Genomic DNA, 24,196 nt, shown 5'->3' with positions numbered 1-24,196 from the left:
AGGCGGCCCTCGACCCTCCCCGGGTGGACCCTGCGGTCGGAGTCAGTTCGTCTCGGCTCGGGGTCCGCGCACGCACGGTGGTCCGTGGGGCCCTGATCTGCTCGATCGTACCCCCCGGGCACGACACCGGGCCGGGCGCGCGAGCTCGCCCGCGCCCTCAGCGCCGCCGGCGCGCGGTGCCGAAGAGGCCGCGCGTGATCTCACGTCCCAGCGACGAGGCCAGCGAACGGGCGAACGACTTGACCACCGGGTTGGCCATCGCCTTCTCCACGAACCCCGGGCCCTCGTCCTCCGCCGGCGGCGGGGCCTGCGGCGGCGCCTCCTGCGGGGGCTGCTGGGGCGGCACCGGCTCCGCGGGCGGCGTGGCCGGCGCGCCCGTCGCCCCGGAGCTCGCCGACAGCTTCTCGTAGGCCGACTCCCGGTCCAGCGGCGTGCCGTACTTCCCCCACAGCGGGGAGCCGTGCGCGGCCTCGGTGACCGCCGGCTCGCCGATCGCGGCCATCAGCGAGCGCGGCGCGCGCAGCCGCGTCCACGCCACGGGCGTCGGGGCGCCCCGCTCGGAGAGCACGGTGACGATGGCCTCGCCGGTCCCCAGCGAGGTCAGCGACTCCTCGATGTCGTAGACCTTGCTCTTCGGGTAGGTGCGCGCGGTGCGCGTCAGCGCCTTCTGGTCGTCGGGCGTGAACGCCCGCAGCGCGTGCTGCACCCGCGCCCCGAGCTGCGAGAGCACGTCGTTCGGCACGTCGGTGGGCTGCTGGGTGCAGAAGAAGACGCCGACGCCCTTGGACCGGATGAGCTTCACCGTCTGCTCGATGCGGTCGAGGAACGCCTTCGACGCGTCGGAGAACAGCAGGTGGGCCTCGTCGAAGAAGAAGACGAGCTTGGGCTTCTCGATGTCGCCGGCCTCGGGCAGCTCCTCGAAGAGCTCGGCGAGCAGCCACATGAGGAACGTGGAGAACAGCGTCGGGTCGGCCTGCTGGTCGGCCAGCTCGAGCAGGGTCACCCGGCCCTTGCCGTCGGGCTCCACCGCGAGCAGATCGGTGGGGTCGAACTCGGGCTCGCCGAAGAACTCGTCGCCGCCGCGGGCCTCGAGGTTGACCAGCGCCCGCAGGATCACCCCGGCCGTCGACGCCGAGACCCCGCCGATGCCCTTGAGCTGCTCCTTGCCCTCGTCGGAGAGCAGGTGCTGGATCACCGAGCGCAGGTCCTTGGTGTCCAGCAGCGCGAGGCCCTGCTGGTCGGCCCAGTGGAAGATCAGCCCGAGCGTCGACTCCTGCGTGTCGTTGAGGCCCAGCACCTTGGCCAGCAGGATCGGCCCGAACGCCGTGATCGTCGCGCGCACCGGCACGCCGATCCCCGCCCCCAGCGACAGGAACTGCACAGGGAACGCGGTGGGCGTCCAGTCGTCGCCGGTGTCGGCGGAGCGCTGGGTGACGCGGTCGGACGACTCGCCGGCGCGGGCGAGGCCCGAGAGGTCGCCCTTGATGTCGGCCAGCAGCACCGGGACCCCGGCCGCCGAGCACTGCTCGGCGAGGTTCTGCAGCGTCTTCGTCTTGCCCGTGCCCGTCGCGCCGGCCACGAGGCCGTGACGGTTCAGCGTCGCGAACGGGATCCGCACCCGCGCGGCGGGGTCGGCGACACCGTCGACGACGACGGTGCCGAGCTCGAGCGCCCCGGCCTCCGTCGCGTACCCGGCGGCGATCTCGGCAGCTGCACCCTGGTCGGCCACGGGGGGAGGTTAGCGGTGCCCCGGCGCGCGGGCGGGATCAGCTCGGGGTGGGTGGTGGTCGGGAGCGAAGGTCACCTCCGCTGCGTGCGACGCAGGCGAGGCGTCCTTCGCTGCCCCGCCTCCGCCTGTCAGCCGCCCGCCGGGACGTCGACGCGCACCGCGGTGATCGCGCCGTCGGCGCCGCGCTCGGCGTGCACGGTCACCTGCTGGCCCGCCCGCAGACCCGCGGGCCCGTCGGGGCGCGGCACCGCGACGCTCGTGCCCGCCGAGGTCCGCAGCGGCGTGAGCGTGCCGTCGCCCGAGCGGATGGTGACGATCGGGAAGCCGCCGCTGCTCGGCTGGACGGACTCGACGACGCCCAGCAGGTCGGGCACCGAGCCCGGGCCGATGTCCGGCGCCGTCGCCCGGCCCACGAAGGCGCCGAGCGCCAGGCAGACCACCGCGCCGAGCACCAGCAGGAGCACCCGCGTCGACCGCGCGAGACCGGGGCGGCGCAGGCGGGTGGCGAGGTCGCGGTCGTCGACGGGCTGGTCGAGCACCGCGGCCGCCCGCTCCTGGTCGGGCGAGCGCTCGGGCGGCTGGCCCGGCGGAGGACCCTGCGGGCCCCCCATCGGTCCACGGGGCGCCGGCGACCGGCGCGCGGGCGGGGGCACCGGGAACTGCTCGGTGACCGCGCCGTGGCCGTCGTCGTCGGCGGGCCGACGGGGCTCCTCGGTCGTCTCGGTGGTCCCCGCCGGCTCCGGTCCCGCCGTCTCCGTCGACGCGGTCTCGGCGGGCTCCGACGCCGACCGGTCGGGTTCGGGCGACTGGCTCACGGCTCCTCCTCGGGACGTCACGGGGTCACTCGCGACGCAGGGCGTCGATGGGGCGCAGGCGTGCCGCGCGGCGGGCGGGGTAGGCGCCGAAGAAGATGCCGATGGCTGCCGACACCCCCACCGCCGCGACCACGGCGGCGGGCAGGACGACGGGGCGGAAGTCGCCGAGCGGGACGAGGGTGCCGGCGAAGCCGACCGCCACGCCGAGCACGCCGCCGACCAGGCTCAGGATGATCGACTCGACGAGGAACTGGCCGAGGATCGCCGACGGTGGCGCGCCGAGGGCCTTGCGGATGCCGATCTCCCGGGTCCGCTCGGTGACCGACACCAGCATGATGTTCGTGATCCCGATCCCGCCGACCACCAGCGAGATCGCCGCGATCGCCGCGAGCAGCAGGGTGAACGCCCCCAGCGTCTGGTTGAGCACCTCGGCGAGCTGGCGGGCGCTGATGACCTGGTAGTCGCGGGCGTCGGGGCTGCTGATGCCGTGCCGGCGGTCGAGGATGCTGTTGATCTCGCTCTCGGCGGCGGACTGCGCCTCGGTGGACCGGGCCTGCACGACGATCTGGCTGAGGTCGCCGAAACCGGTCAGCGAGCCCTGCAGCGCGGTGATCGGCGCGAGCACGTTCTCGTCGGGGTTCGACAGGCCCTGGCCCTGCCCGGCCTTGGCCAGCGTGCCGATCACGCGGAACGGCACGCCGCGCACGAGCACGTCGCGCTCGACGGGGTCCGATCCCAGGCCGAACAGGTCGTCGGCGACGGTCCGGCCCAGGATCAGGACCTTGCGCCCCGCGGCGACGTCGGCCTCGGTGTAGGTGCGCCCGGTGCCGAGCTGCACGTTGGCGCCCGTGAAGTAGGTGGGCGTGCTGCCGATGACCGTGGCGTCGGAGCTCGCCCGCCCCGCGTCCACCGACGCCGACACCGTCACCACCGGCGACACCGACGCGACGTCCGGCGCGCCCTGCGGGTCGGCGAGGGCGCGGGCGTCGGCGGCGCTCAGCGGCCGGCCGTCGGTGCCGGCGCTCGCGGGCGGCTGGCGCGGGATGACCGTGATGCTGTTGGCGCCCAGGCCCGCGATCTGACCCTGGATGTACTGCGACGCCCCGTTGCCCAGCGCCGTGAGCAGGATGACCGCGGCGATGCCGATGATGATCCCGAGCATCGTCAGCAGCGACCGCAGCCGGTTCGCGATCAGACCGCGCACCGCGAAGCGGACGATCTCGACCGGACTCATCGTGGGCTCACCGGGTCACCACGCCCGCGCCCGCCGCGGCGACGCCTCGGTCAGCCGCCCGTCGCGGACGACGACGACGCGCTCCGCGCGGGCGGCCACCTCGTCGTCGTGGGTGATCAGCACGATCGTGCGGCCGCTGCGGTGCAGGCCGTCGAACAGGGCGAGGACGTCGGTGGTGCTCTCCGAGTCGAGGTTGCCGGTGGGCTCGTCGGCGAGCAGCAGCGCCGGGCCCGTGACCAGCGCGCGGGCCACCGCGACACGCTGCTGCTGGCCGCCGGAGAGCTCGTTGGGACGGTGGTCGGAGCGCTCGGCCAGGCCCACGAGCTGCAGCGCCGCCAGCGCCCGCTCGCGGCGCACCCGCCGCCCGGCCCCGGCGTAGATCAGCGGCAGCTCGACGTTGGCGAGCGCGCTCGTGCGCGGGATGAGGTTGAACGCCTGGAACACGAACCCGATCTGCCGGTTGCGCATCACGGCCTGCTGGCGCTCGTCGAGCTGCGCGACGTCGAGGCCCTCGAGGAAGTAGCTCCCCGACGTCGGGGCGTCGAGACACCCGAGGACGTTGAGCAGCGTCGACTTCCCCGACCCCGACTGGCCGATGACCGCGACGAACTCCCCGCGGCGCACCGAGAAGTCGACGTCGCGCAGGGCGTGCACGGCGGTCTCGCCCTCGCCGTAGACCTTCGAGAGCCCGCGCACGTCGAGGACGTGCGGGACCGGCGCGTCCGCGGTCATCCCCCGCCGCGCCCGCCCGAGTCCCCGCCGCCCTCCAGGCTCGGCGGCGGCCCCTGCCCGGGGCCGAACACGTTGGCGGTGTTCGGGTCGGGCAGCACGACGAGCTCGCCGGGCGCGAGCCCCGAGCGCACCTCGGTGAGCGTGTCCGACGAGAGCCCCAGCCCGACCGTGCGGTCCTGCGGGACGCCGTCGGGCCCGAGGACCCGCACGGTGCCCGACGTCGCGGACTCGCCGCCGATCGGCGTCACCGCCACCGACGGCAGGAAGGTCACGTTCGGCGACTGCGCGACGGTCACGGCGATGCTCGCCGACATCCCGGGCCGCAGGTTGGGCGGCGGGCCGGCGAGGGTGACGACGGTGCCGTACTGCACCGAGCTGCCGGTGCCGGGCAGCAGGTCGACGGCGGTGACCGTGCCCGGCAGCGTCTGACCGGCCAGCGCGTTCACCGTCACCTCGACCGGCTGGCCCACCGTCAGCCGGCCCACGTCGAGCTCGGGGACCTCCGCCCGGATCTGCAGGGCCGAGAGGTCGAGGACGGTCATGACCGCCGGCGCCGTCGGCGAGCCCGTGACGCCGCCCGACCCACCGGCGCCGCCGCCCGCGGCACCGGCCGCGCCCGCGGCCCCGGCCGCCGCCGACGCGGCGGCCCCGGCGGCACCCGACCCGCCCGCGGCCGAGCCGTCGGGCAGCGTGCCGCCGGTCGGGTTGCCCGACGACGTCGAGCTCGTCACCGTGCCGCCGGCGGGCACCAGCTGGCCGGGGCCGGCGTCGAGGCTGACGACGGTGCCGTCCTGCGGCGACGCGAGCTCGAGGTCCTCGGTGGCCTGCTCGGCCTGCACGACCGACGCCTCGGCCTGCGCCAGGGAGGCCTCGGCCTGCGCGACGGCGGTCTCGGGCGAGCTCGCGGAGCCCCCGGTCGCGCCGGCCCCGCCGGCCCCGCCCGCAGCGCCGGTGCCCCCGGCGCCGCCCGTGGTCCCGGTCCCGGTGCCGCCGGTGCCGCCTCCGGGCGGGGCGGGCGTGGTGCTCGGCGCGGCCGCGGGGAGCGCGGACGAGAAGCCGTGGACGCCCACCAGGGGCGCGTCCCGCTGGCCGGGCGGCTGCTGGCCCGGCGGCTGCTGGCCGGGCTGGCCGGGCTGGCCCGGGGTCCCCGGCTGGCAGGGCTGGCACGGCTGCGCCGTGCCGGGCGCGGTGCCGCCGGGCGTGGTGGCCCCGGGGGCGGCGGCGCCGGGCATCGTGGGTGCCGCGGCCCCGGCCCCCGCGGCGGGCGCCGGGGCAGCCGCGGCCGGCGCCGGGGTGGCGGTCGCCGGCGGGTTGTCGCGCGCCTCGCGGGCGTCGTCGAGCTGCTCGCGGGCGGCGTCGCGCTGCGCCCGGGCGGCGTCGAGGTTGGCGTCGGCGTAGTCGGCGTCGAGGGTGGCGACGACCTCGCCGGCCGTGACCCGGTCGCCCACCGCGACCCGGACCTCGTCGATGCGCCCGCCCGCCGCGAAGTTCAACGTGGACCCGCGGGCGCTGGTGACCCCGCCGGAGGCCGTGACCGTCTCGGCGACCGTGCCACGGCCCACCGGGGTGGTGCGCAGCCCGGTGTCCTGGGCGCCGCTGGACGTCAGCGCCACGACGGCACCGCCGGCGGCGAGGAGCACCACCAGCACGATCAGCCCGTTGACGAGCCACAGAGAGCGACGCGCACCCGCCATGTGGCGGACGGTAGCCCCCCGTCACCGCAGTGCGACGCCCGGGGCCGCACCGGATGAGTGACGGTTCAGCGACCGGGGTCCGTCACGCTTCCGTCACGCGTAGACGTGCGGGTCGAGCGTCCCGATGTAGGGCAGGTCGCGGTAGCGCTCGGCGTAGTCGAGGCCGAACCCGACGACGAACTCGTTGGGGATGTCGAACCCCACGTAGGCCACGTCGACGTCCAGCTTCGCCGCCTCGGGCTTGCGCAGCAGCGTGACCACCTCGAGCGAGGACGGCCCCCGCGACTCCAGGTTCTTGCGCAGCCACGACAGCGTCAGGCCCGAGTCGATGATGTCCTCGACGATCAGCACCCGGCGCCCGGAGATGTCGCGGTCGAGGTCCTTGAGGATGCGGACCACACCCGACGACGAGGTGGACGACCCGTAGGAGCTCACGGCCATGAACTCCAGCTGCGTGGGCATGGGCAGCCGGCGCGCCAGGTCGGTCATGAACATCACGGCACCCTTGAGCACCCCGACGAGGACGAGGTCCTGGTCGCGCTCGCCGTAGTCGGCGCCGATCCGCGCGGCCAGGTCGACGATCTTGTCCTGGATCTGCTCCTCGGTGATCAGCACGGACGCGATGTCGCCGTCGTACACCGTTGACGGGCTCCTCACCGGGGCTCGAGGCGGGAGGGCGGGCGGTGGTGGAACCGGTGCCTCCCGGTGAGCCGGCTCCGCTGCGCCGAGTGCCCGGTCCGGGCCGGCGAGCATCCGCAGCCTGCCATGCCCCCGCACCACCTCCAACCCGCCGGGGAGTGGCGGTGCTCCCTGTCCGCGCCACGCCGCGACGAGCGCGTCGACCGCCCGCACGTGCGCCTCGGTGAGCTCCGCGACACCGGCAGCGGCGAGCCACGCGCGCAGCACGCGCCGGCGGACCGCGGGCGGCTCGGGGTGCAGGCCGACGGCGTCGAGGGTGCCGTCCGCGTCGACGAGCAGGGCGCGGCGCGCGTCGGCCCAGGTCACCAGCGCCGCGTCGTCGTCGGCGAGCTGGCCGGCCGTACGGGCCAGGGCGCGCGCGACCCCGCCCGCGAGCACGTCCTCGAGCAGCGGCAGCACCTCGTGGCGCAGGCGCACGCGGGTGTGCCGGTCATCGTCGTTGTGGGGGTCGTCCCACACCCCGAGGCCGGCGGCGGCGCAGGCGGCCCGCGTCGTCGCCCGGCGGACGCCGAGCAGGGGCCGGCACCACGGCGGATCCCACGCCGCCATGCCCGCGAGCGAGCGCGCCCCGGAGCCGCGCCCGAGCCCGAGCAGCACGGTCTCGGCCTGGTCGTCGAGCGTGTGCCCGAGCAGCACGGGTGCGTCGCCGTGCGCCTCGCTCGCGCTCCGCAGCGCCGCGTACCGGGCGACGCGCGCCGCCGCCTCCGGGCCGCCGGCGGTGCCGACGTCGACGGCGACCACCTCGGCCGTCGCGCCCAGGTCCCGCAGCTGCGCGGCGGCGTCGGCGGCCCGGTCGGCCGAGCCGTCCTGCAGGCCGTGGTCGACGACCACCCCGTGGACCCGCCCCGGCGCGACGTGGACCGCGGCGGCCGCGAGGGCCAGGGAGTCGGCGCCGCCGGAGCAGGCGACGAGGACCTCGCCGGACGCACCCAGGGCCTCGCGCACCGCGCGGCGCACGGTGGCGACCGGCTCGGGCACCCGCACGACGAGGTCAGCCGTGGACGCGCGCGACCCAGGCGGCCGGGTCGGTGATCTCGGCGCGCCGGGGCAGGGTGTCCGGCGAGGTCCAGACCGCGTTGAGCCCCGACAGCCCGACGACGTCCACCACCTGGTCGACGAAGACCCGCCCCTGCTCGTACTGCTTGATCTTCGCGTCGACGCCCAGCAGCGTGCGCAGGACGCGGTCGACGAGGCTCCCGCCGCGGCGCCGCTGGGTGAACCGCGCGCGGATCGACGCCACCGACGGCACGACCTCGGGGCCGACGGCGTCCATGACGTGCTCGGCGTGGCCCTCGAGCAGCGTGGTCAGGGCAAGCAGCCGGTCGAGCACGGCGCGCTGCTCGGGGCCCTGCAGCGCCTCGACCAGCGCCAGGCCGTCGCGCGGCGGGTCGCGGCGCACGGCGCGCAGGACCTCGGGCAGGCGGTCGACGGCGCCCGACGCGGTGCGGTCGAAGCCGCCGGCGAACGTGGCGACCTCGGCGCGGAAGTGGTCGCGCAGCCAGTCGACGGCGGTGAACTGCAGCCGGTGGGTGGCCTCGTGCAGGCAGACCCACAGCGCGAAGTCCTGCGCGTCGACGTCGAGCGCCCGCTGGGCAGCGACGACGTTGGGCGCGACGAGCAGCAGGCGCCCCGCGCGGTCCTCCCCGCCGAACGGGTCGTACTGCCCGAGCACCCGGCTGCCCAGGAACGCCAGCAGCGTGCCCATCTGCAGCCCCGACGCCGAGCGCGTGACCCGCCCCAGCGCGTCGCCGACCAGGCCCTCCGGCGCGCGGGGACCGGGGACGTCACCCAGCAGCGCGGCGATGCCGTCGACGGCCGACCGGATCCAGCCCGGCCGGTCGACGACCATGGCCTCGGGCACCGGGAGGCCGGCGCCGAGGCCGGTGAGGTCGCGCACGTGCTGCTCCCCCGCCCGCGCGCCCTCGCGCAGCCGGCTGACCTCGGCGGCCGCCTGCTCGGGCGTCACGACCGGGCCGGCGGGCACGAGGCGGGCGCCCGTGGCCGCGGCCAGGTCCCAGTCGACGGGCAGGCCCGTGCCACGCGGGACGGAGGTCAGGTCAGCGGCCACGAACCCACCGTACGTCGGCAGGTCACCCGCTCAGCGGCACCCGCACGCGTGCAGCGCCGCCGCCAGCGCGTCCAGCCGCGGCCGGGCCGTACCCGGGTCGACGCCGTTGCTCATGAACGAGAACGCGAGCACCCGCCCGTCGGCGGTCTCGACGACGCCGGCCAGCGCGTTCGCGGCGGTGAGCGTGCCGGTCTTGGCGCGCACCCACCCGCGTCCGTCCGCCGCCGCCGTGCCCGGGGTGTAGCGGTCGGCGAGCGTGCCGCCCCCGCCGGCCACGGGCAGCCCGTCGAGCAGGGGACGCAGGGCCGCGGTGCGCGGATCGGCACCGTTCGGGGCGGCAGCGGGCGCGAGGACCCCCGAGAGCGCGGTCGCCGGGACGCGGTCGTTCACCGAGAGCCCGCTGGTGTCGGCGAGCGTGACCCCGCTGGTGCCGATCCCCGCCTCGCCCAGCACGCGGGTGACCGCCCGGGCGGCCCCGTCGAAGGTGGTCGGCTCGCCGACGGCCCGGGCCACCTCGCGGCCCAGGGCCTCGGCCAGCACGTTGTCCGAGTTCTGCAGCGCGGTGCGCACGAGCTCGGTGACCGGGGGCGAGGTCACCTGCCCGAGCACGGGCGCGCCCGGCGGGGCGGTGCCGACGACCGCGACCGGGGCGCTGCCGCCGCGGGCCAGGCGCGCGCCCAGCTGGCGGGCCGCGTCGGTGGCGGGCGTGGCGGTGCGCGTGACGTCGAGCGCCGTCGGGTCGCTGCGCCCGCCGTCGAGCATCACGGGCACGATCGGGGCGACGAACCCGCTCGCGACGTCGGTCGGGTCCCAGCCGGCGGCGACGCCGTTGCCGCCGCCGTTCTCGTAGCGGGAGACGTCGACGTAGACCCGCTTGATCGCCGGCTGCCCGGCGCGGGCCGTCTGCACCGCGGCGACGAGGTCGTCGAGGCGCGCGGCGTCGGGGTAGACGGTCGGGCGCCCGCCCGACAGCGACGCCAGCGTCGGGTCGCCGCCGCCGACCAGCACCACCGAGTCCGGGGTCGGGCCGGCGACGACCGTGGTCGTCCAGCGCAGCGTCGGGTCGAGGCGCAGCAGCGCGGCCGAGCTGGTCAGCAGCTTCGTCACCGACGCCGGCACCTGCGGCTCCGAGGGCCGCCGGCTCCACAGCACCGCGCCGGTGGCGGGGTCCACGACGGAGCCGGTGACGTCGCCCAGGGCCGCGACGCGGGCGTCGAGCGCGGCAGCGAGCCCCGGTCCGGTGGGAGCGGGCGCGTCGGCGCCGACCGCGGCGAGGCGCGCGCGCGGCGTGGCGGGCTCCGGCGGCTCGGCCGCCTCGCCGCCGACGAGCGCCACGGGCAGGCCGACCGAGCGGGCGAAGGCCGGCGCCGAGAGCGCGGTGCCGATCCCGAGGCCGCCGAGCAGGACGACCGTCACGAGCACGGCCAGCAGCCGCCGGCCCCACCGCCGGCCGGCGGAGGGCGTCCCGGGGTGCGCGGGGTGGTCGTCGCCGCTCACGTGCCCGCACCCCTCCTCACCTGCCGTTCACCCCACCCGGACGAGGGCGGGGTCACCTGTGCGGTGTGCCGGCTCACCCCGGCCGGTGCCCCACACTAGAGGCCGGGCGGGGGTCCCCGACGAGGCGCACGAGCACAGGGAGCGGTGACGACACCGTGGAGTTCGACGTACTGATCGAGATCCCCAAGGGGGTCCGCAACAAGTACGAGATGGATCACACGAGCCACCGGCTGCGGCTGGACCGGACGCTGTTCACGGCGACGGCGTACCCCGCCGACTACGGCTACATCGAGCACACGCTCGGCCAGGACGGCGACCCGCTGGACGCGCTGGTGCTCATCCAGGAGCCGACGTTCCCGGGCTGCCTGGTCGCGGCGCGCCCGATCGGCATGTTCCGGATGACCGACGAGGCCGGCCCCGACGACAAGGTCCTGTGCGTCCCCGCCCGCGACCCGCGCCAGGACCACCTGCGCGACATCCATCACCTCTCGGAGTACGACCGGCTGGAGATCCAGCACTTCTTCGAGGTCTACAAGACCCTCGAGCCCGGCAAGAGCGTCGAGGGCGCCTCCTGGGTGGGGCGCACCGACGCCGAGCTCGAGGTCGAGGCGTCGCTGGAGCGGGCCACGAGCTGACGGCCGGGACGGGGTGCCCCGTCCCGGCCGCCGCCGTCAGTACGCGGAGCGGGTGAGCTCGTCCCCGGTCTGCTCGGGCTGCTCGGGCGCCTCGTGGCGGCCCGGGACCGCGGGGCGCGGCGGGGTGACGCTGACCGTCACGTCCGCCGGCAGCGCCCCGTCGACGACGACCTCCTCGCTCACCGGCGCGAACCCGCTCGCGGTGAGCATGTGCCGGCCGGGGGCGAGGTCGGCGAAGTGGAAGCGGCCGTCCTCCCCGGTCACCGTCGAGGCGACGACGCCGCCGTCGCGGTCGACGAGCACCACCAGCGACTCGGGCACCGGGGCGCCGCCACCGCCGCGGACCACGCCGTCGAGCACGTGGCGCACGACCGGCACGACGACGTCGTGGCGGGCGCCCTCCTCGCGGACGTCGACGCGACCGGCCGCCGGCGGGCGGCCCGGGGCCAGCACGGTGACGGTGTAGACGCCGGGCTCGGTCTCCCCGCTCCCCCACGTGCCCTGATCGTCGCTGCGGCGCACCGCGACCACGCCGCCGGCCGGGTCGGTGACGGTGACCGTGGCCCCGGCGACCGGCGTGCCGTCGGGCTCGGTGACCCGCCCGCCGAGGGTGGCGACGCGGGCGAGGGCGACGTCGCGGCGCACCGGCATCCCGTCGACCGAGACGAGCTCGGCGAAGGGCCGGCGCCGCGGCGAGCTGGCGATGAGCACGTACGTGCCCGCCCCCGGCGCGGTGAGGGCGTAGCCGCCCCGCGCGTCGAGGCCCGTGCGCTGCAGCGGGGCCCCGTCGAGGCCGTGCAGCGAGATCGTCACCTCGTCCGCGGCGGTGACCGTGCCGCCGGCGGTGCCGGTGACGAGGCCGTGGACCCGGGGGCCCTGCGGTGCCGGGGCGCCGACCGTGGACGGCGGACCCCAGTCGGGGCGCTGGCCGTTCTGGGCGTGCCCGTTCTGGTGGTGACCGTTCTGGCCGTGCCCGTTCAGGCCGTACCCGTTCTGGCTGTGTCCGTTCTGCGCGGGTGCCGTGGCGGCGTCCGCCGGCACCGGCGGCGTCGAGGGGGCGCTCAGCGCGGCGGACTCGGCCGCCTCGGCCCCCGGGCCGCCCGCCCGCTCGGCGTCGCGGGCCTGGATGCCCGAGACCGTGCGCAGCGGCAGCTCGCGCATGAACCAGATGAGCACGAAGCCGACGGCCACGACGCAGGCCGCGACGAGGAACACGAGGTCCATCGAGTCGGCGAACCCGACCAGGAAGGGCTCCGCGAGGCGGGAGTCCATCCGCTGGAGGACCGAGGAGTCCTGGACGACCTGGGCCGCCCCCGTGGCGGGGTTCAGCGCGACGGCGTTGGCGGGGTTCGCCTGCACCGCCGGGTCGGCGGCCGCGGCCTGGAACGCCGGGGTGCCGATCGCGGTGGCGAACGCCGTGCGGATGTTGTCGCCCACGGTGGAGAACAGGATCGACAGGAACACCGCGACGCCCAGCGTGCCGCCCATCTGGCGGAAGAAGGTCGCCGACGCGGTCGCGACGCCCATGTCCTTGGCCGGCACCGCGTTCTGCACGGCGAGCACCAGGGTCTGCATGCAGAGCCCGACGCCGAGGCCGAACACGACCATGAGCAGGGCGACCTCGCCGTAGGGCGTGTCGTAGTGCAGCCGGAAGTGGAACAGCACCAGGCCGATCGTCATGAGCCCGAGGCCGATGACCGGGAAGATCTTGTAGCGGCCGGTCCGCGAGGTGAGCTGGCCGGAGACGATCGAGGACACCATCAGCCCGCCGACCAGCGGCAGCATCTCCAGGCCCGCCTCGGTGGGCGTCGAGCCGGTGACGATCTGGAGGTACTGCGGGACCAGCGCGATCCCGCCGAACAGCCCGATGCCGGTGATGATCGCGATGATCGAGGTCAGGCTGAACACCGAGTTGTTGAACAGGCGCAGCGGGAGCACCGCGTCGTCCTTGTACGCCCGCTCGGCGAGCAGGAACGAGACCAGGCCCACCGCCGCGACGACGTAGCAGACGATCGCCGACGTGGAGCCCCAGCCCCACTCGCGACCCTGCTCGGCGATGATCAGGATCGGGACGAGCGTGACGGCCAGCGCGAGCGCGCCGGGCCAGTCGATGCGGTGCTCGCGGCGGGTGTGCGGCAGGTTGAGCACCCGGAACACGACGAAGAACGCGATGATCCCGATCGGGACGTTGACGAGGAACACCCAGCGCCAGCCGGTGATCCCGATGATCGTGTCCTGGCCCGCGAGGAAGCCGCCGATCACGGGGCCGAGCACGCTCGACGTGCCGAACACGGCGAGGAAGAAGCCCTGGTACCGGGCGCGCTCCCGCGGCGGGACGATGTCGCCGATGATCGTGAGCGCGAGGCTCATCAGGCCGCCGGCGCCGAGACCCTGGATGGCGCGGTACGCGGCGAGCTCGTACATCGAGGTCGCGATGGTGCACAGCACCGAGCCGACGACGAAGATCCCGATCGCGGACAGGAAGAACGGCTTGCGCCCGTAGAGGTCGGAGAGCTTGCCGTAGAGCGGGGTCGAGATCGTGGCCGTGAGCAGGTAGGCGGTGGTCGCCCAGGCCTGCAGGTTCAGGCCGTTGAGGTCGTCGGCGATCGTGCGGATCGACGTGGCGACGATGTTCTGGTCGAGCGCGGCCAGGAACATCCCGAGCATCAGCCCGGAGAGGATCGCGAGGATCTGCCGGTGGGTGAAGCCGGTGCTCCCCGGGGCGTCGGTGGCGGCGGCCGGGGGAGCCGGGGCCGCGGTGGTGGTGCTCATGAGGTCTCCGGGGAAGCGAGCACGGGTGAGGACGGGGCGTGGGACGGGGCGGGCGTGTGGTCCTCGAGGTCGCCGGCGAGCCGGCCGAGCAGCTCGACGAGGCGGACGCGGTCGGCCTCGTCCCAGTGGCCGGTCATGGCGCTGATCTCGCGGTTGCGGCGATCGCGGTTGGTCTGGAAGACGCGCAGGCCCTCGGGCGTGGGAGCGAGCAGCGTGGCGCGGCCGTCCTCGGGGTCCGGGGTGCGCTCGACGAGGCCGGCCCGCACGAGGCCCGCGACCTGCCGGCTGACCGTCGAGGGGTCGGAGTGCACCGACTCGGCGAGCGCGTTCGAGCGCCGGGGGCCCTCGAGGACGAGGCGGGCGAGCAGGATGTACGCGGCGCGCTCGACCCCGTCGGGGCCGACCGCCCCGCTGGCCTTGGCGCGCTCCATCGCGCGCTTGACGCGGATGAGCTGGTGGCCGAGGCGGTCCGAGACCAGCCAGCGGTCGTCCACCCCCGGCGGCGCGGGGAGCCCGGTCGAATCCATTGCATGCTCCGTACAATCGGTTGCTGAGTACAAGTATGCGCCTGCCCCTCGACGTCGGCGACCCGGACCCCCGATCGAGTACGTCACTTGGCGCTGCGCACTCGTGCGCGCTTGCCCGTGCTGGGGCACGGGCAGGCGCGCACATCTGGTGGCGGCCCGGTCCGCGCCGCCCGTGCTGGTTAGACGGGCCACGGGCGCCCTTCGCCCGGAGGGCGCGCCGGTCCACCGCGTGCGCACCGCCGCCCTACGGTGTCGCCGTGAGCAGCGAGCGGGTCAGCTACGAGCGCGACGGCCACGTCGCGACGATCACCTACGCGCGCCCCGAGAAGCTCAACGCGATCGACGGGGCGATGCGCGACGGGCTCAACGAGGCGTTCGACCGCTTCCGCGCCGACGACGAGGCGTGGGTCGGCATCGTGACCGGCAAGGGGCGGGCGTTCTGCGTCGGCGCCGACGCGAGCGGCGAGGGCAACCCGGCCGGCGACTTCCCCGGCTCGTTCTGGGAGCGCCCGACCGTCAACTCGTTCGAGAGCGGCTGGGAGATCTACAAGCCCGTCATCGCCGCGGTGAACGGGCACTGCCTGGGCTACGGGCTGACGCTCGTCACCTGGTGCGACCTCGTGATCGCGAGCGAGCGGGCGACGTTCGGCTTCCCCGAGGTCCGGCTCGGCATCCCGACGATCGTCGGCGCGATCCGCCTGCCCCAGCGCATCGGCTGGCAGCCGGCGATGGAGCTGCTGCTCACCGGCGAGCGCGTCGACGCCGAGCGCGCCCGGGAGATCGGGCTCGTGTCGCGCGTGGTGCCGCACGACGAGCTGATGACCGAGGCCCGCGCGCTCGCCGACCGGCTGCTCGCCGGCGCGCCCCTGGCCCAGCGCGCGATCAAGGAGATGGCGCGCCGGGCGCCGCACCTCGGCGAGACCGACGCGATCCGCTTCGGCGAGACGATGCGCCGGGTCGCGGGCGGCACTCAGGACGCGGTCGAGGGCATGACCGCGGCCCGCGAGAAGCGCGAACCCCGCTGGCAGGGTCGCTGACCGGCGTCACCGGCCCGGCGAGGTGGGGGCTTTCCTGGCGTCTGACGCCAGCGTGGCCCCCACGCTGGCACGACTTACGCCAGCCTCTCGAACACCGCCGCCAGGCCCTGGCCGCCGCCGATGCACATGGTCTCCAGGCCGTAGCGCGCCTCGCGGCGGTCCATCTCGCGCAGCATCGTCGCCAGGATGCGCACCCCGGTCGCGCCGACGGGGTGGCCCAGCGAGATGCCCGAGCCGTTGGGGTTCACGCGCTCGTCGGTGACCAGGTCGATGCCCCACTCGCGCCCGACCCCGAGCGCCTGGGCGGCGAACGCCTCGTTCAGCTCGATGACGTCCAGGTCCGCCAGGGTCAGCCCCGCGCGGCCCAGCGCCGCCGCCGTCGCCGGCACCGGCCCGATCCCCATCACCTCGGGACCCACGCCCGCCAGCCCCCACGACACCAGCCGCGCCAGCGGCCGCAGCCCCAACTGCTCCGCACGATCCGGCGTCGTCACGATGCACACCGCCGCGCCGTCGTTCTGCCCCGACGCGTTGCCCGCCGTCACCGTCGCCTCGGGATCGGACTTCCCCATGATCGGGCGCAGCTTCGCCAGCGACTCCAGCGTCGCGTCCGGGCGGATGTGCTCGTCGGCGTCCACCACCGTCGAGGACTTGCGCCCCGGCACCGTCACCGCCACCAGCTCGTCGGCGTAGCGGCCCGCCTTGACCGCCGCGGTCGCCTTCTCGTGGCTGCGCACCGCCAGCCGGTCCTGCTCCTCGCGGCCGATGGAGTACCGCTTGCGCACGTTCTCCGCGGTCTCGATCATCCCGCCCCACACGGGGTGGTTCCTGCCGCCGGCGTGCACCCGGCCCTCGGCCAGCGCGTCCTTCATCTCGAAGCCGCCGGCCTTGGTGCCCCAGCGCGGGGCCGCCGAGTAGTACGACGCTCCCGACATCGACTCCGCGCCCCCGGCGAGCACCAGCGACGCCCCGCCGGTCTGCACCGCCATCGCCGCGTACAGCACCGCCTGCAGCCCCGAACCGCAGCGCCGATCGACCTGGATGCCCGGCACCGTCACCTCCAGGCCCGCGTCCAGCGCCGCGACCCGCCCGATCGCCGGGGCGTCCATCGTCGGGTAGCAGTGCCCGAACGCCACGTCCTCGACGTCGTCGGCCGAGATGCCCGTCCGCGACACCAGCTCACGGATCACCGTGGCCGCCAGCTCCTGGGGCGCCACGTCGCGCAACGCCCCGCCGAAGCCCCCCACCGGGGTGCGCAGGGGCTCACAGATCACCGCATCGGCCACGGCCGACCTCCTCGTGACGGGCTAGTGCAGGTAGCGCAGGAGGACCTCGGCGACGCACGCCGGCTTCGGCCATCCCTCGATCTCCACGGTCCCCGCGATGGTGGCCTGCACGCCGTTCGCGACGTCGGTGACGTCCGCCAGACGGCAGTGACCTCGCACACGGCTGCCCACCGGGACCGGCGCCGGGAACCGCACCTTGTTCAGGCCGTAGTTGACCGTCATCGACACCCCCTTCACCTCGAAGGTGTCCCAGCCGAACTTCGGCATGAGGGCGACGGTGAGGAATCCGTGGGCCACGGTGCGCCCGAACGGCCCCGCGGCGGCGCGCTCGGGGTCGACGTGGATCCACTGGTGGTCGTCGGTGGCGTCGGCGAAGATGTCGACGCGGTGCTGGTCGACGGTGACCCAGGAGCTCGTGCCCAGGTCCTCCCCCACCGCACCGCGCAGCTCGTCGACGTCGGCGAACACGCGCATTCCGGAGCTCCTAGAGGTCGGCGGCGAGCTGCTTGGCCTGGCCGACCAGCGACACCCGCTCCTCGGGCGTGCCGGCCAGGGGCGTGACGTTGATCGTGGTGACGCCCGCGGCGGCGAACGCCTGCAGCCGCTCCTCGACGTAGGTGCGGGGCCCGATCAGCGACATCGCCCTCACGAGCTCCTCGGGCACCGCGGCGGCGGCGTCGTCCTTCTTGCCGTCGAGGTAGAGGTCCTGGATCTTGTCGGCCTCCTCCTCGTAGCCGTAGCGGCGGGCGACGTCGTTGTAGAAGTTCTTGCCCTTCGCGCCCATGCCGCCGACGTAGAGCGCGACCATCGGGCGCATCCCGTCGAGCATCTGCTGGGCGGTGGCGGCGTCCTCGGTGATGCACAGCGCGGCCTGCAGGTAGATCTGCAGGTCGCCGAGCGCCGCGTCCCGCTTGGCCTTGCCCGCCTCGAGCGACTCGCCCCAGACCTCGTGCGCCCGCTCCGGGACGAAGAAGATCGGCAGCCAGCCCTCGGCGATCTCAGCGGTCAGCGCGACGTTCTTCGGGCCGATGGACGCGAGCACGATCGGGATCCGGTCGCGCACCGGGTGGTTGATGATCTTCAGCGGCTTGCCGAGCCCGGTGCCCTCCTCGGCCGGCAAGGGGATCGTGTAGTGCTTGCCGGAGTGCTGCACCTTCTCGCGGCGCCACACCTGCCGGCAGACGTCGACGATCTCCCGCGTGCGCCCGAGCGGCGCGTCGTAGCGCACGCCGTGGAAGCCCTCGATGACCTGCGGCCCCGACGCGCCGATCCCGAGGGTGAAGCGGCCGTTCGACACGTAGTCGAGGCCCGCGGCGGTCATGGCGGTCAGCGACGGGGTCCGCGTGTAGATCTGCAGGATGCCCGAGGCGATCTCGACGGTGCTGGTGCGCGCGGCGATGTACCCGAGCTGGCTGACCGCGTCGAAGCTGTACGCCTCGGGGACGAAGACGATGTCCAGCCCGGCGGCCTCGTGCTCGGCGAGCTCGGCCACCGTCTCCTCGAAGCCGCCGCTGTAGTTCAGACCCATCCCGATGCGCACCGGGGCAGCCTGTCACGATCACCGCGATGTTCGCGACGACGGTGACGGTGCGCGGCTACGAGACCGACGCCAACGGGCACGTCAACCACGCGGTGTACCACCAGTACGCCGAGCACGGCCGCACCGAGCTGTTCCGGGCGACCGGGATCGACGTCCCCGACATGACCGCCGCCGGCGTCGGACCGGTGATCCTCGAGTCGACGGTGCGGTTCCTCGCGGAGCTGCGCGTGGGCGACGACGTCGAGGTCACCGTCGACGTGCGCTTCGGGGCGGGCAAGACGTTCCGGATGGACACCGAGCTGCGTCGCGGGAACACGGTCGCGGCGACGATCACCGGCACGATGGGCCTGCTCGACCACGCCACCCGGCGCCTCGTCGCCGACCCCCGCGGCCGGCTGATCGCCCTCGGGGACGCCGACCGGGTCGCTCAGGTGCTCGACGACGCTGCGGCAGACTCCCCCGAGAAGTGACCGGGCCAGTCGGCGTAGCGGATCCGCGGGGTCGCGAGCACCTCGCCCAGCGTCGACCACTCGTTGCCGCCGAGGCGCGCGATCGGCGCGAGGCGCCGCACGTCGGGACGCCCGTCGACGAGGACGGCGTCGTCGACCGCGGCGTGCAGCACCCGGCCGAGGACGATCGCGGAGTTGCCCAGGCGCACGACCTGCTCGAGCCGGCACTCCAGCGCCACCGGTGACTCGGCGATGCGCGGGGTGACGACCCGCAGGGACGGCTCGCGGGTCAGCCCGGTCGCGTCGATCTCGCTCTCGCCGGGCGGGAAGTCGGTGGCCGTGGCGTTGACGTGCTCGAGCAGGGGCTCGGGCGTCAGGCACACCGTGAACTCGCCGGTGGCCTCGGCGTTGCGCAGCGAGTCCTTCTCCCCGATCGACGTGAACTGCACGATCGGCGGGTCGGTGCACGCGACGGTGAAGAACGAGTGCGGCGCGAGGTTGTCGACGCCGTCGGCCGAGCGCGTCACCACCCAGGCGATCGGTCGCGGGACGATCACCGAGGTCAGCAGCTTGTAGAAGCCGCCGGCGCCCACGGTGCTGGGGTCGAAGTCGGTGCGCACCCGGCTCAGTTACCCGGCAGCAGGCCGCTGGGCACCAGCTGCGGGCGCTGCGAGGTGGTGGTCACGCTGGTGTCCGGCGCCTCCGACGTGGTGCTCGCCGGGGCCTCGCTCGTCGTCGTGTCGTCGGCCGGCTCGCTGTCGCTGGTCTCGGGTGCCGAGGTCGACGTCCGGGGCTCGGCCGTGCCGAACACCGAGCCGACGCTCGTGCCCTGGCCGTCGCCCCCCAGCGGCGAGCCCTTGACCCGCTCGATGCCCGTGATCGCCAGCATCGCGATGAGGAAGATCAGCAGGGCGGTCGCGGCGAGGAGGGCGTAGCGCCGCCACGGGGTGGGACGGGGACCGTCCGGGTCCTCGTCGGGGTCGTCCGGGTCACCGCCGGGCGCGCCGTGCAGGGCGGTGGCCTCGTCGTCGGCGTCGTCCCGGTCGGCACCGAGCACGCGGGTGCCGGGGCCGGCGCTCGGCGCGGCGCGGGTGGCGTCGTCGGCGCCGATGACGACCGTGGGGTGCTCGGCGGGGTCGGTGCCCGGGCCGGTGGGCGAGACCGTGGTGCGGTCCGCATCGGCCGGGTCTGCCGGGTCGCGGCGTCCCCGCATCCGGCTGCGGACGTGGTGCTGGGTGCGCTCGATGGAGCGCTGGTAGAAGGCGTCGCCGACCGTCGTGATGATCGCGGCGATGCCGGCGCCGGCGACGGTGCCGCTCGCCCCGCCGAGGAACGAGCCGACCCCGGCGGTGGTCACCGCGGCGGCGGCCTGGCCGCTGACCTTGGCCACCGACAGCCCCGGCTTCTCGCCGCCGCCCGCCGCGCGGTGGCCCGCCGGCTCGTCGTCGGGGTCCGGGTCCGGGTCCCGGTCCGCCGTGAGCTGGGTCGGGGACTCGTCGCCCCCGACGCGGCGGGTGGGCGGCTCGACGGGGGCGCCGGGTGCCGGACGCGACGGTGCGGGCGGTGCGGGTGGTCCGGGGGGCGGGGCCCAGGCGCCGGGCGGGGGCGGGCCCGGGCGGCCGGGCGCCATCCCGCCGCCGGGCGGACCCTGCGGACCCGGCCCGGGCTGACCCTGCGGACCCTGCGGACCCGGGCCGGGCGGGCCCCAGCCCTGGGGGCCTGGTCCGGGGCCGGACCCGGGCGGGCCGGGCCGGTAGCCGGGAGGCGGGGGTCCCTGCGGACCGCGCGGCGGACCGCCGGGACCGCGCGGATCGGGTCCCCGCAGATCGGGGCCGGGCGGGCCCGCGGCGTGGCGGCCCGGGACGGCGCCGGGCGGCCGGTCGCCGTCCTCGGAACCAGGCGCAGGACCGGGACCGGGCTGCTCGCCGGTCCCGGCGCCGGGCGCGGCGTGGCGCCCGCGGCCCGGTCCGGGCGCGCCCGGAGGTCCGGACTGCTCGCTCATGGCTGCCCTCGCTGACCTCGGCGACCGGCCCCGGCACCGGTCGCTCCGGGGGACCAGCGTGCCCGACGGCGCTCGCGCCCCACGGCGGGGCCCCGCGGCGGGGCGATCGCCTCGACCGCTCTCAGTCGCCCGAGCGGCGGTGGCGACCGCCGGTGCCGCGCAGCATCACCGGGCGCGAGGGGCGCTCGTCCGCGCCCGTGGAGAGGTCCTCGCGGAACGCACGCCGGCCGGCGCCGCGGTCGGCCCGCCCGAGCGCCCGGCGGACTTCCTCGTAGATCGGCGTCTGCGTCATGTGGCGCACCCTACGACTCCGCCCCGACCGCCCGACGGGCACCACACCAGCACCACACGGGCGTTTCCCACCGGCCCTGACCTGGGCATTCGTCGCCGTCACCGCGGTCCTCGTCGATCTCGGGGAGACCTGATCACGGACCCGGTCCGGAGGTCCACCCGGTCGGATCAACCGACCCCGGAGCCTCCTCACCCCGCGTCGCCGACCCCCGGAGCACCGTGTCCACCCAGCCGGACGAGATGACCGTCCACTCGTCGCAGCCGTACAACGCCGAGCCACCGCGGAGCGCGCTCGCGGGTCGCGACCTCACGCCCGTCGAGGCCTTCTACCACCGCAACCACGCGGTCGAGACGCCCCGGATCGACCCCGCGGCGTGGACGCTGCGGGTCGACGGGCGGGTCGAGCGGCCCGCCACGTTCTCCCTCGGCGCGCTGCGCGAGCGCTTCGCGGAGCACACGGACGTGGTGACGCTGCAGTGCGCCGGCAACCGCCGCGCCGGGCTGATCGAGGTGGCCGACCTGCCGGGCGAGACCCCGTGGGGCCCGGGCGCCACCGGCACGGCGCGCTGGACCGGTGTCCGCCTCGCCGACGTCCTGCGCGACGTCGGCGTGGACCCCGACGCGACCGACGTCGAGCTCGTCGGCGCGGACGTCACCGACGAGCCGGGCGAGCCCGAGCCGTACACGGTCTCGGTGCCGCTGGAGAAGGCGCTCGCGCCGGAGGTGCTGCTGGCCTGGTCGATGAACGACGAGCCCCTGCCGGCCGCGCACGGTGCCCCCGTCCGGGTCGTCGTCCCCGGCTGGATCGGCGCACGCAGCGTCAAGTGGGTCGAGCGCGTCACGGTGCGCGACGCACCCTCCGAGGGCTTCTTCCAGGCCGTCGCCTACCGCCTGCTGCCCGCCGACGCGTCCCCTGCGCGGGGCCGCGGCGTGGCGCTCGGGCAGATCGCGGTCAACGCGGACGTGCTCACCCCCGACGACGGCGCCGAGGTGCCCGCGGGCCCGACGCGGATCGCCGGCTACGCGCTCGCCGGGGGCGACCGCACGATCGTCCGCGTCGACGTCTCCACCGACGGCGGTGCGAGCTGGATCCAGGCCGACCTCGAGCCGCAGGCGGGACGCTGGAGCTGGCGGCTCTGGGAGGCCGAGCTCGACCTGCCGGTGGGCACCACCCGCGTCGTCGTCCGGGCCTGGGACTCCGCGGGCGGCGTGCAGCCCGCCGACCCCGCCGAGCTGTGGAACCCGAAGGGCTACGTGAACAACTCCTGGGCGCACGTGACGCTGCACGTGGTGTGACGCACGAGCCGGGTGGGCGCGCGCCCACCGGCTATCCGATGGGGTCCACGACGACGTGTTCCCCGGAGGTGGTCCCCATGAGCGACCGGCGTCCCCAGCGCACCCTGCGGGTGGGCCTGATGGTCGGCTCGGTGCTCGCGGCCGTGATCGTGCTGGCCGTGGTCCTGTTCCTGCTCGCCCAGAACACCGCCGCACCCACGAGCCCGCAGACCAACGGCTCGCTCGGCGCGCTGGTGGTGCTCGTCCCCGCCCTGGCCTGAGCGCCCGCGCCCCCGACCCGGCAGCATGCGCACGTCCACCGTGTGCGCGCCGGGAGGGAGTGTCCGTGGGCGAGGCCCCCGAGGAGCAGGAGCACGAGCCCGACTACCGCTTCACCCTGGCCAACGAGCGCACGTTCCTCGCCTGGCTGCGGACGTCGCTCTCGCTGCTCGCGGCGGGCGTGGCCGTCGTCCAGCTGCTGCCCGAGTTCGCGATCCCCGGCACCCGCGCGGTCGTCGGCGGGCTGCTCACCGCGCTGGCCGTGGTGACGGCCGCGGGCGGGGTGCTGCGCTGGCGCGGCGTCGAGACCGCGATCCGCCGGGGCCGCCCGCTGCCCCGCCAGCGGCTGCCCTACGTGCTGGCCGCGGGCCTGGTCACGCTGGCGCTGCTCGGGCTGGCCATCGTCGCCTTCCGGTCGGCGGCGTGAGCCGCGACGCGGTGACGTCCCCGTCCGACGGCGGCCTGCAGGCCGAGCGGACGGGGCTGGCGTGGAGCCGCACCTCGCTCGGGGTCGGCGCCAACGCGCTGCTGCTCGCGGTGCGCGAGGTGTCGCACGGCCGGCTCGGCCCGGCCTCGGGCGTCGCGGTGCTGGCGCTCGTCCTCGCCGCCGGCGTCGCCCTCTACGGCCGGCAGCGCACCCTGCGCCTGCGCCGGGCCCCGCTGCCCGTCCCGCTCGCCGCCGACCGCGCTGTCCTCGTGCTCGGGGGTGCGGTCGCCGTGCTCGCGCTGCTCAGCGGCCTGGTGCTGGTGCTGTAGGCGCGGGCTCGGTGCGCTCGGGCGTCGGGCCGGAGCGGATGAGGGTCACGAGGCCCACCACCGCGACCGCCGCGCTGACCGCGGCCAGCGTCGCGCCCTGCAGGCCCATCGCGAAGCGCTCCCCCAGCACGACGATGCCGATGGCCATGGCCGCCGCCTGGTCGAGCGTGATCTGCGTGGACAGGCCGGTGTCGAGGCCACCGTCGCGGTAGGCGGTCTGCAGCAGCAGGATCGAGGCCACCGGCAGCACGCACACCGCGGCGAGCACGGCCGCGATCAGCCACGGCGAGCGCCCGTCCTCCACGAGCCGGAACGTCGTACGCACCAGGCCCGAGGTCGCGCCGGCGCACAGCCCGGACACCGCGGCCCGCATCACCGCGCGCGGGACGGCGGGGGCGCGGCCGCTCGCCAGCGTCACGAGCGCCGCCGTCACCAGCACCGCGCCGATGGCGCCGAGCACGATCCCCGTCTCCGGGCGGGCGAGGCTCGGCTGGTGCTCGGCGAGCCCGAAGAGCCCCGCCAGCCCCGCGACGAGCACCACCGCGCCGAACCACTCCCGGCGCTGGATGCGGCGGCGCTCCAGCCACGCGTCCAGCGGCAGCGCGAGGATCAGCGCAGTCACCCCGATCGGCTGGACCAGCGTGATCGGGCCGAAGGACAGCGCGACCACGTGGATCAGCGCGCCGAGCACCATGGCCGCCACGCCGCCCCACCACCACGGCCGGCGCAGCAGCGAGCCGAAGAACGGCACACCGCTGCGGTCGGGGCCGTCCGCGGTGCGGCCGGTCTCGCGGCGCTGCAGGGCCGCCGACAGCGCGTAGGCGAGCGCGGAGCAGCAGGCCAGGCCGACGGCGATGGTCGAGGACGGCGTCACCTGGT

General features: G+C 75.8%; 24 protein-coding genes and 1 pseudogene. 7 read left to right on the top strand and 18 right to left on the bottom strand.

Annotation, left to right across the window (positions count from 1 at the left end; translation table 11 throughout):
- Nucleotides 1-157 precede the first annotated feature (157 nt).
- From ACQPX6_RS04625 to dacB, 9 genes and pseudogenes are all read right to left on the bottom strand, one after another.
- A complete protein-coding gene (locus ACQPX6_RS04625) occupies nt 158-1,729 on the bottom strand; it encodes a helicase HerA-like domain-containing protein (protein ID WP_433785769.1) in 1,572 nt (523 codons plus the stop codon).
- Nucleotides 1,730-1,857: 128 nt separating this feature from the next.
- The gene (locus ACQPX6_RS04620; RefSeq protein WP_433785768.1) at nt 1,858-2,544 is read right to left on the bottom strand and encodes a hypothetical protein; all 687 of its coding nucleotides are present in this window, start codon (nt 2,542-2,544) and stop codon (nt 1,858-1,860) included.
- A 25-nt stretch (nt 2,545-2,569) separates the two neighbouring features.
- Nucleotides 2,570-3,778 (bottom strand): ABC transporter permease, encoded by a 1,209-nt coding sequence (locus ACQPX6_RS04615; RefSeq protein WP_433785767.1) that lies wholly within the window; start codon nt 3,776-3,778, stop codon nt 2,570-2,572.
- 15 nt (nt 3,779-3,793) lie between these two features.
- Nucleotides 3,794-4,510 (bottom strand): ABC transporter ATP-binding protein, encoded by a 717-nt coding sequence (locus tag ACQPX6_RS04610; RefSeq protein ID WP_433785766.1) that lies wholly within the window; start codon nt 4,508-4,510, stop codon nt 3,794-3,796.
- On the bottom strand, nt 4,507-6,204 hold the full coding sequence (locus ACQPX6_RS04605; RefSeq protein WP_433785765.1) for an efflux RND transporter periplasmic adaptor subunit: 1,698 nt from the start codon (nt 6,202-6,204) through the stop codon (nt 4,507-4,509). Before ACQPX6_RS04605 ends, ACQPX6_RS04610 begins: the two co-directional genes overlap by 4 nt.
- Before the next feature lie 93 nt (nt 6,205-6,297).
- The gene (gene hpt / locus ACQPX6_RS04600) at nt 6,298-6,843 is read right to left on the bottom strand and encodes a hypoxanthine phosphoribosyltransferase (protein ID WP_433788186.1); all 546 of its coding nucleotides are present in this window, start codon (nt 6,841-6,843) and stop codon (nt 6,298-6,300) included.
- A gap of 105 nt (nt 6,844-6,948) precedes the next feature.
- Nucleotides 6,949-7,887: pseudogene (gene tilS, locus ACQPX6_RS04595) on the bottom strand (tRNA lysidine(34) synthetase TilS); the annotation flags it as partial.
- 7 nt (nt 7,888-7,894) lie between these two features.
- Nucleotides 7,895-8,971, bottom strand: coding sequence for a zinc-dependent metalloprotease (locus ACQPX6_RS04590; RefSeq protein WP_433785764.1), 1,077 nt, complete (start codon nt 8,969-8,971; stop codon nt 7,895-7,897).
- 30 nt (nt 8,972-9,001) lie between these two features.
- A complete protein-coding gene (gene dacB, locus ACQPX6_RS04585; RefSeq protein WP_433785763.1) occupies nt 9,002-10,468 on the bottom strand; it encodes a D-alanyl-D-alanine carboxypeptidase/D-alanyl-D-alanine endopeptidase in 1,467 nt (488 codons plus the stop codon).
- Between the two features lie 155 nt (nt 10,469-10,623).
- Between dacB and ACQPX6_RS04580 the strand changes: the two genes are divergently transcribed.
- Complete coding sequence (locus ACQPX6_RS04580) at nt 10,624-11,103, top strand: inorganic diphosphatase (protein ID WP_433785762.1); 480 nt, start codon at nt 10,624-10,626, stop codon at nt 11,101-11,103.
- A 36-nt stretch (nt 11,104-11,139) separates the two neighbouring features.
- Here ACQPX6_RS04580 and ACQPX6_RS04575 read toward each other — a convergent pair whose 3' ends face one another.
- Both ACQPX6_RS04575 and ACQPX6_RS04570 read right to left on the bottom strand, forming a co-directional pair.
- The gene (locus ACQPX6_RS04575) at nt 11,140-13,875 is read right to left on the bottom strand and encodes an MFS transporter (RefSeq protein WP_433785761.1); all 2,736 of its coding nucleotides are present in this window, start codon (nt 13,873-13,875) and stop codon (nt 11,140-11,142) included.
- Nucleotides 13,872-14,402 (bottom strand): MarR family winged helix-turn-helix transcriptional regulator, encoded by a 531-nt coding sequence (locus ACQPX6_RS04570; RefSeq protein WP_433785759.1) that lies wholly within the window; start codon nt 14,400-14,402, stop codon nt 13,872-13,874. Before ACQPX6_RS04570 ends, ACQPX6_RS04575 begins: the two co-directional genes overlap by 4 nt.
- 257 nt (nt 14,403-14,659) lie before the next feature.
- On the opposite strand from ACQPX6_RS04570, the gene ACQPX6_RS04565 reads away from it, so the two are divergent.
- Entirely contained in the window at nt 14,660-15,439 is a 780-nt protein-coding gene (locus ACQPX6_RS04565; RefSeq protein WP_433785758.1) for an enoyl-CoA hydratase/isomerase family protein, read from the top strand.
- 74 nt (nt 15,440-15,513) lie between these two features.
- Here ACQPX6_RS04565 and ACQPX6_RS04560 read toward each other — a convergent pair whose 3' ends face one another.
- The 3 genes from ACQPX6_RS04560 to ACQPX6_RS04550 are packed head-to-tail and all read right to left on the bottom strand — an operon-like array spanning nt 15,514 to nt 18,265.
- On the bottom strand, nt 15,514-16,725 hold the full coding sequence (locus ACQPX6_RS04560; protein ID WP_433785757.1) for an acetyl-CoA C-acetyltransferase: 1,212 nt from the start codon (nt 16,723-16,725) through the stop codon (nt 15,514-15,516).
- 21 nt (nt 16,726-16,746) lie between these two features.
- The gene (locus tag ACQPX6_RS04555; protein ID WP_433785756.1) at nt 16,747-17,199 is read right to left on the bottom strand and encodes a MaoC family dehydratase; all 453 of its coding nucleotides are present in this window, start codon (nt 17,197-17,199) and stop codon (nt 16,747-16,749) included.
- Between the two features lie 10 nt (nt 17,200-17,209).
- Complete coding sequence (locus ACQPX6_RS04550; RefSeq protein WP_433785754.1) at nt 17,210-18,265, bottom strand: LLM class F420-dependent oxidoreductase; 1,056 nt, start codon at nt 18,263-18,265, stop codon at nt 17,210-17,212.
- 26 nt (nt 18,266-18,291) lie between these two features.
- Here ACQPX6_RS04550 and ACQPX6_RS04545 point away from each other — a divergent pair, with 26 nt between their 5' ends.
- Nucleotides 18,292-18,735, top strand: coding sequence for an acyl-CoA thioesterase (locus ACQPX6_RS04545; RefSeq protein WP_433785753.1), 444 nt, complete (start codon nt 18,292-18,294; stop codon nt 18,733-18,735).
- Here the strand turns inward: ACQPX6_RS04545 and ACQPX6_RS04540 are convergent.
- The 3 genes from ACQPX6_RS04540 to ACQPX6_RS04530 all read right to left on the bottom strand — a co-directional run bounded on the left by ACQPX6_RS04540 (nt 18,693) and on the right by ACQPX6_RS04530 (nt 21,008).
- The gene (locus tag ACQPX6_RS04540; RefSeq protein ID WP_433785752.1) at nt 18,693-19,334 is read right to left on the bottom strand and encodes a flavin reductase family protein; all 642 of its coding nucleotides are present in this window, start codon (nt 19,332-19,334) and stop codon (nt 18,693-18,695) included. The genes ACQPX6_RS04545 and ACQPX6_RS04540 overlap by 43 nt on opposite strands.
- A 5-nt stretch (nt 19,335-19,339) precedes the next feature.
- Nucleotides 19,340-20,716, bottom strand: coding sequence for a hypothetical protein (locus tag ACQPX6_RS04535; RefSeq protein ID WP_433785751.1), 1,377 nt, complete (start codon nt 20,714-20,716; stop codon nt 19,340-19,342).
- Between the two features lie 121 nt (nt 20,717-20,837).
- Entirely contained in the window at nt 20,838-21,008 is a 171-nt protein-coding gene (locus tag ACQPX6_RS04530) for a hypothetical protein (protein WP_433785749.1), read from the bottom strand.
- 218 nt (nt 21,009-21,226) lie between these two features.
- On the opposite strand from ACQPX6_RS04530, the gene ACQPX6_RS04525 reads away from it, so the two are divergent.
- From ACQPX6_RS04525 to ACQPX6_RS04510, 4 genes are all read left to right on the top strand, one after another.
- Complete coding sequence (locus tag ACQPX6_RS04525; RefSeq protein WP_433785748.1) at nt 21,227-22,303, top strand: sulfite oxidase; 1,077 nt, start codon at nt 21,227-21,229, stop codon at nt 22,301-22,303.
- A 77-nt stretch (nt 22,304-22,380) separates the two neighbouring features.
- Entirely contained in the window at nt 22,381-22,563 is a 183-nt protein-coding gene (locus ACQPX6_RS04520; RefSeq protein WP_433785746.1) for a hypothetical protein, read from the top strand.
- A gap of 65 nt (nt 22,564-22,628) precedes the next feature.
- Entirely contained in the window at nt 22,629-22,988 is a 360-nt protein-coding gene (locus ACQPX6_RS04515; protein ID WP_433785744.1) for a YidH family protein, read from the top strand.
- The gene (locus ACQPX6_RS04510; protein ID WP_433785743.1) at nt 22,985-23,317 is read left to right on the top strand and encodes a DUF202 domain-containing protein; all 333 of its coding nucleotides are present in this window, start codon (nt 22,985-22,987) and stop codon (nt 23,315-23,317) included. The genes ACQPX6_RS04515 and ACQPX6_RS04510 overlap by 4 nt, the downstream gene beginning before the upstream one ends.
- On the opposite strand, the gene ACQPX6_RS04505 is transcribed toward ACQPX6_RS04510, so the two are convergent.
- Nucleotides 23,292-24,191: a DMT family transporter gene (locus ACQPX6_RS04505; protein ID WP_433785741.1), complete on the bottom strand. Its 900-nt coding sequence runs from the start codon at nt 24,189-24,191 to the stop codon at nt 23,292-23,294. The genes ACQPX6_RS04510 and ACQPX6_RS04505 overlap by 26 nt on opposite strands.
- Between the last annotated feature and the right edge of the window lie 5 nt (nt 24,192-24,196).

The organism is Actinomycetospora sp. CA-101289 (genome assembly GCF_050955895.1).
GTDB lineage: Bacteria > Actinomycetota > Actinomycetes > Mycobacteriales > Pseudonocardiaceae > Actinomycetospora.
The sequence above is the reverse complement of the archived record's forward strand: the minus strand, read 5'-3'. Positions and strand labels throughout refer to the sequence as shown.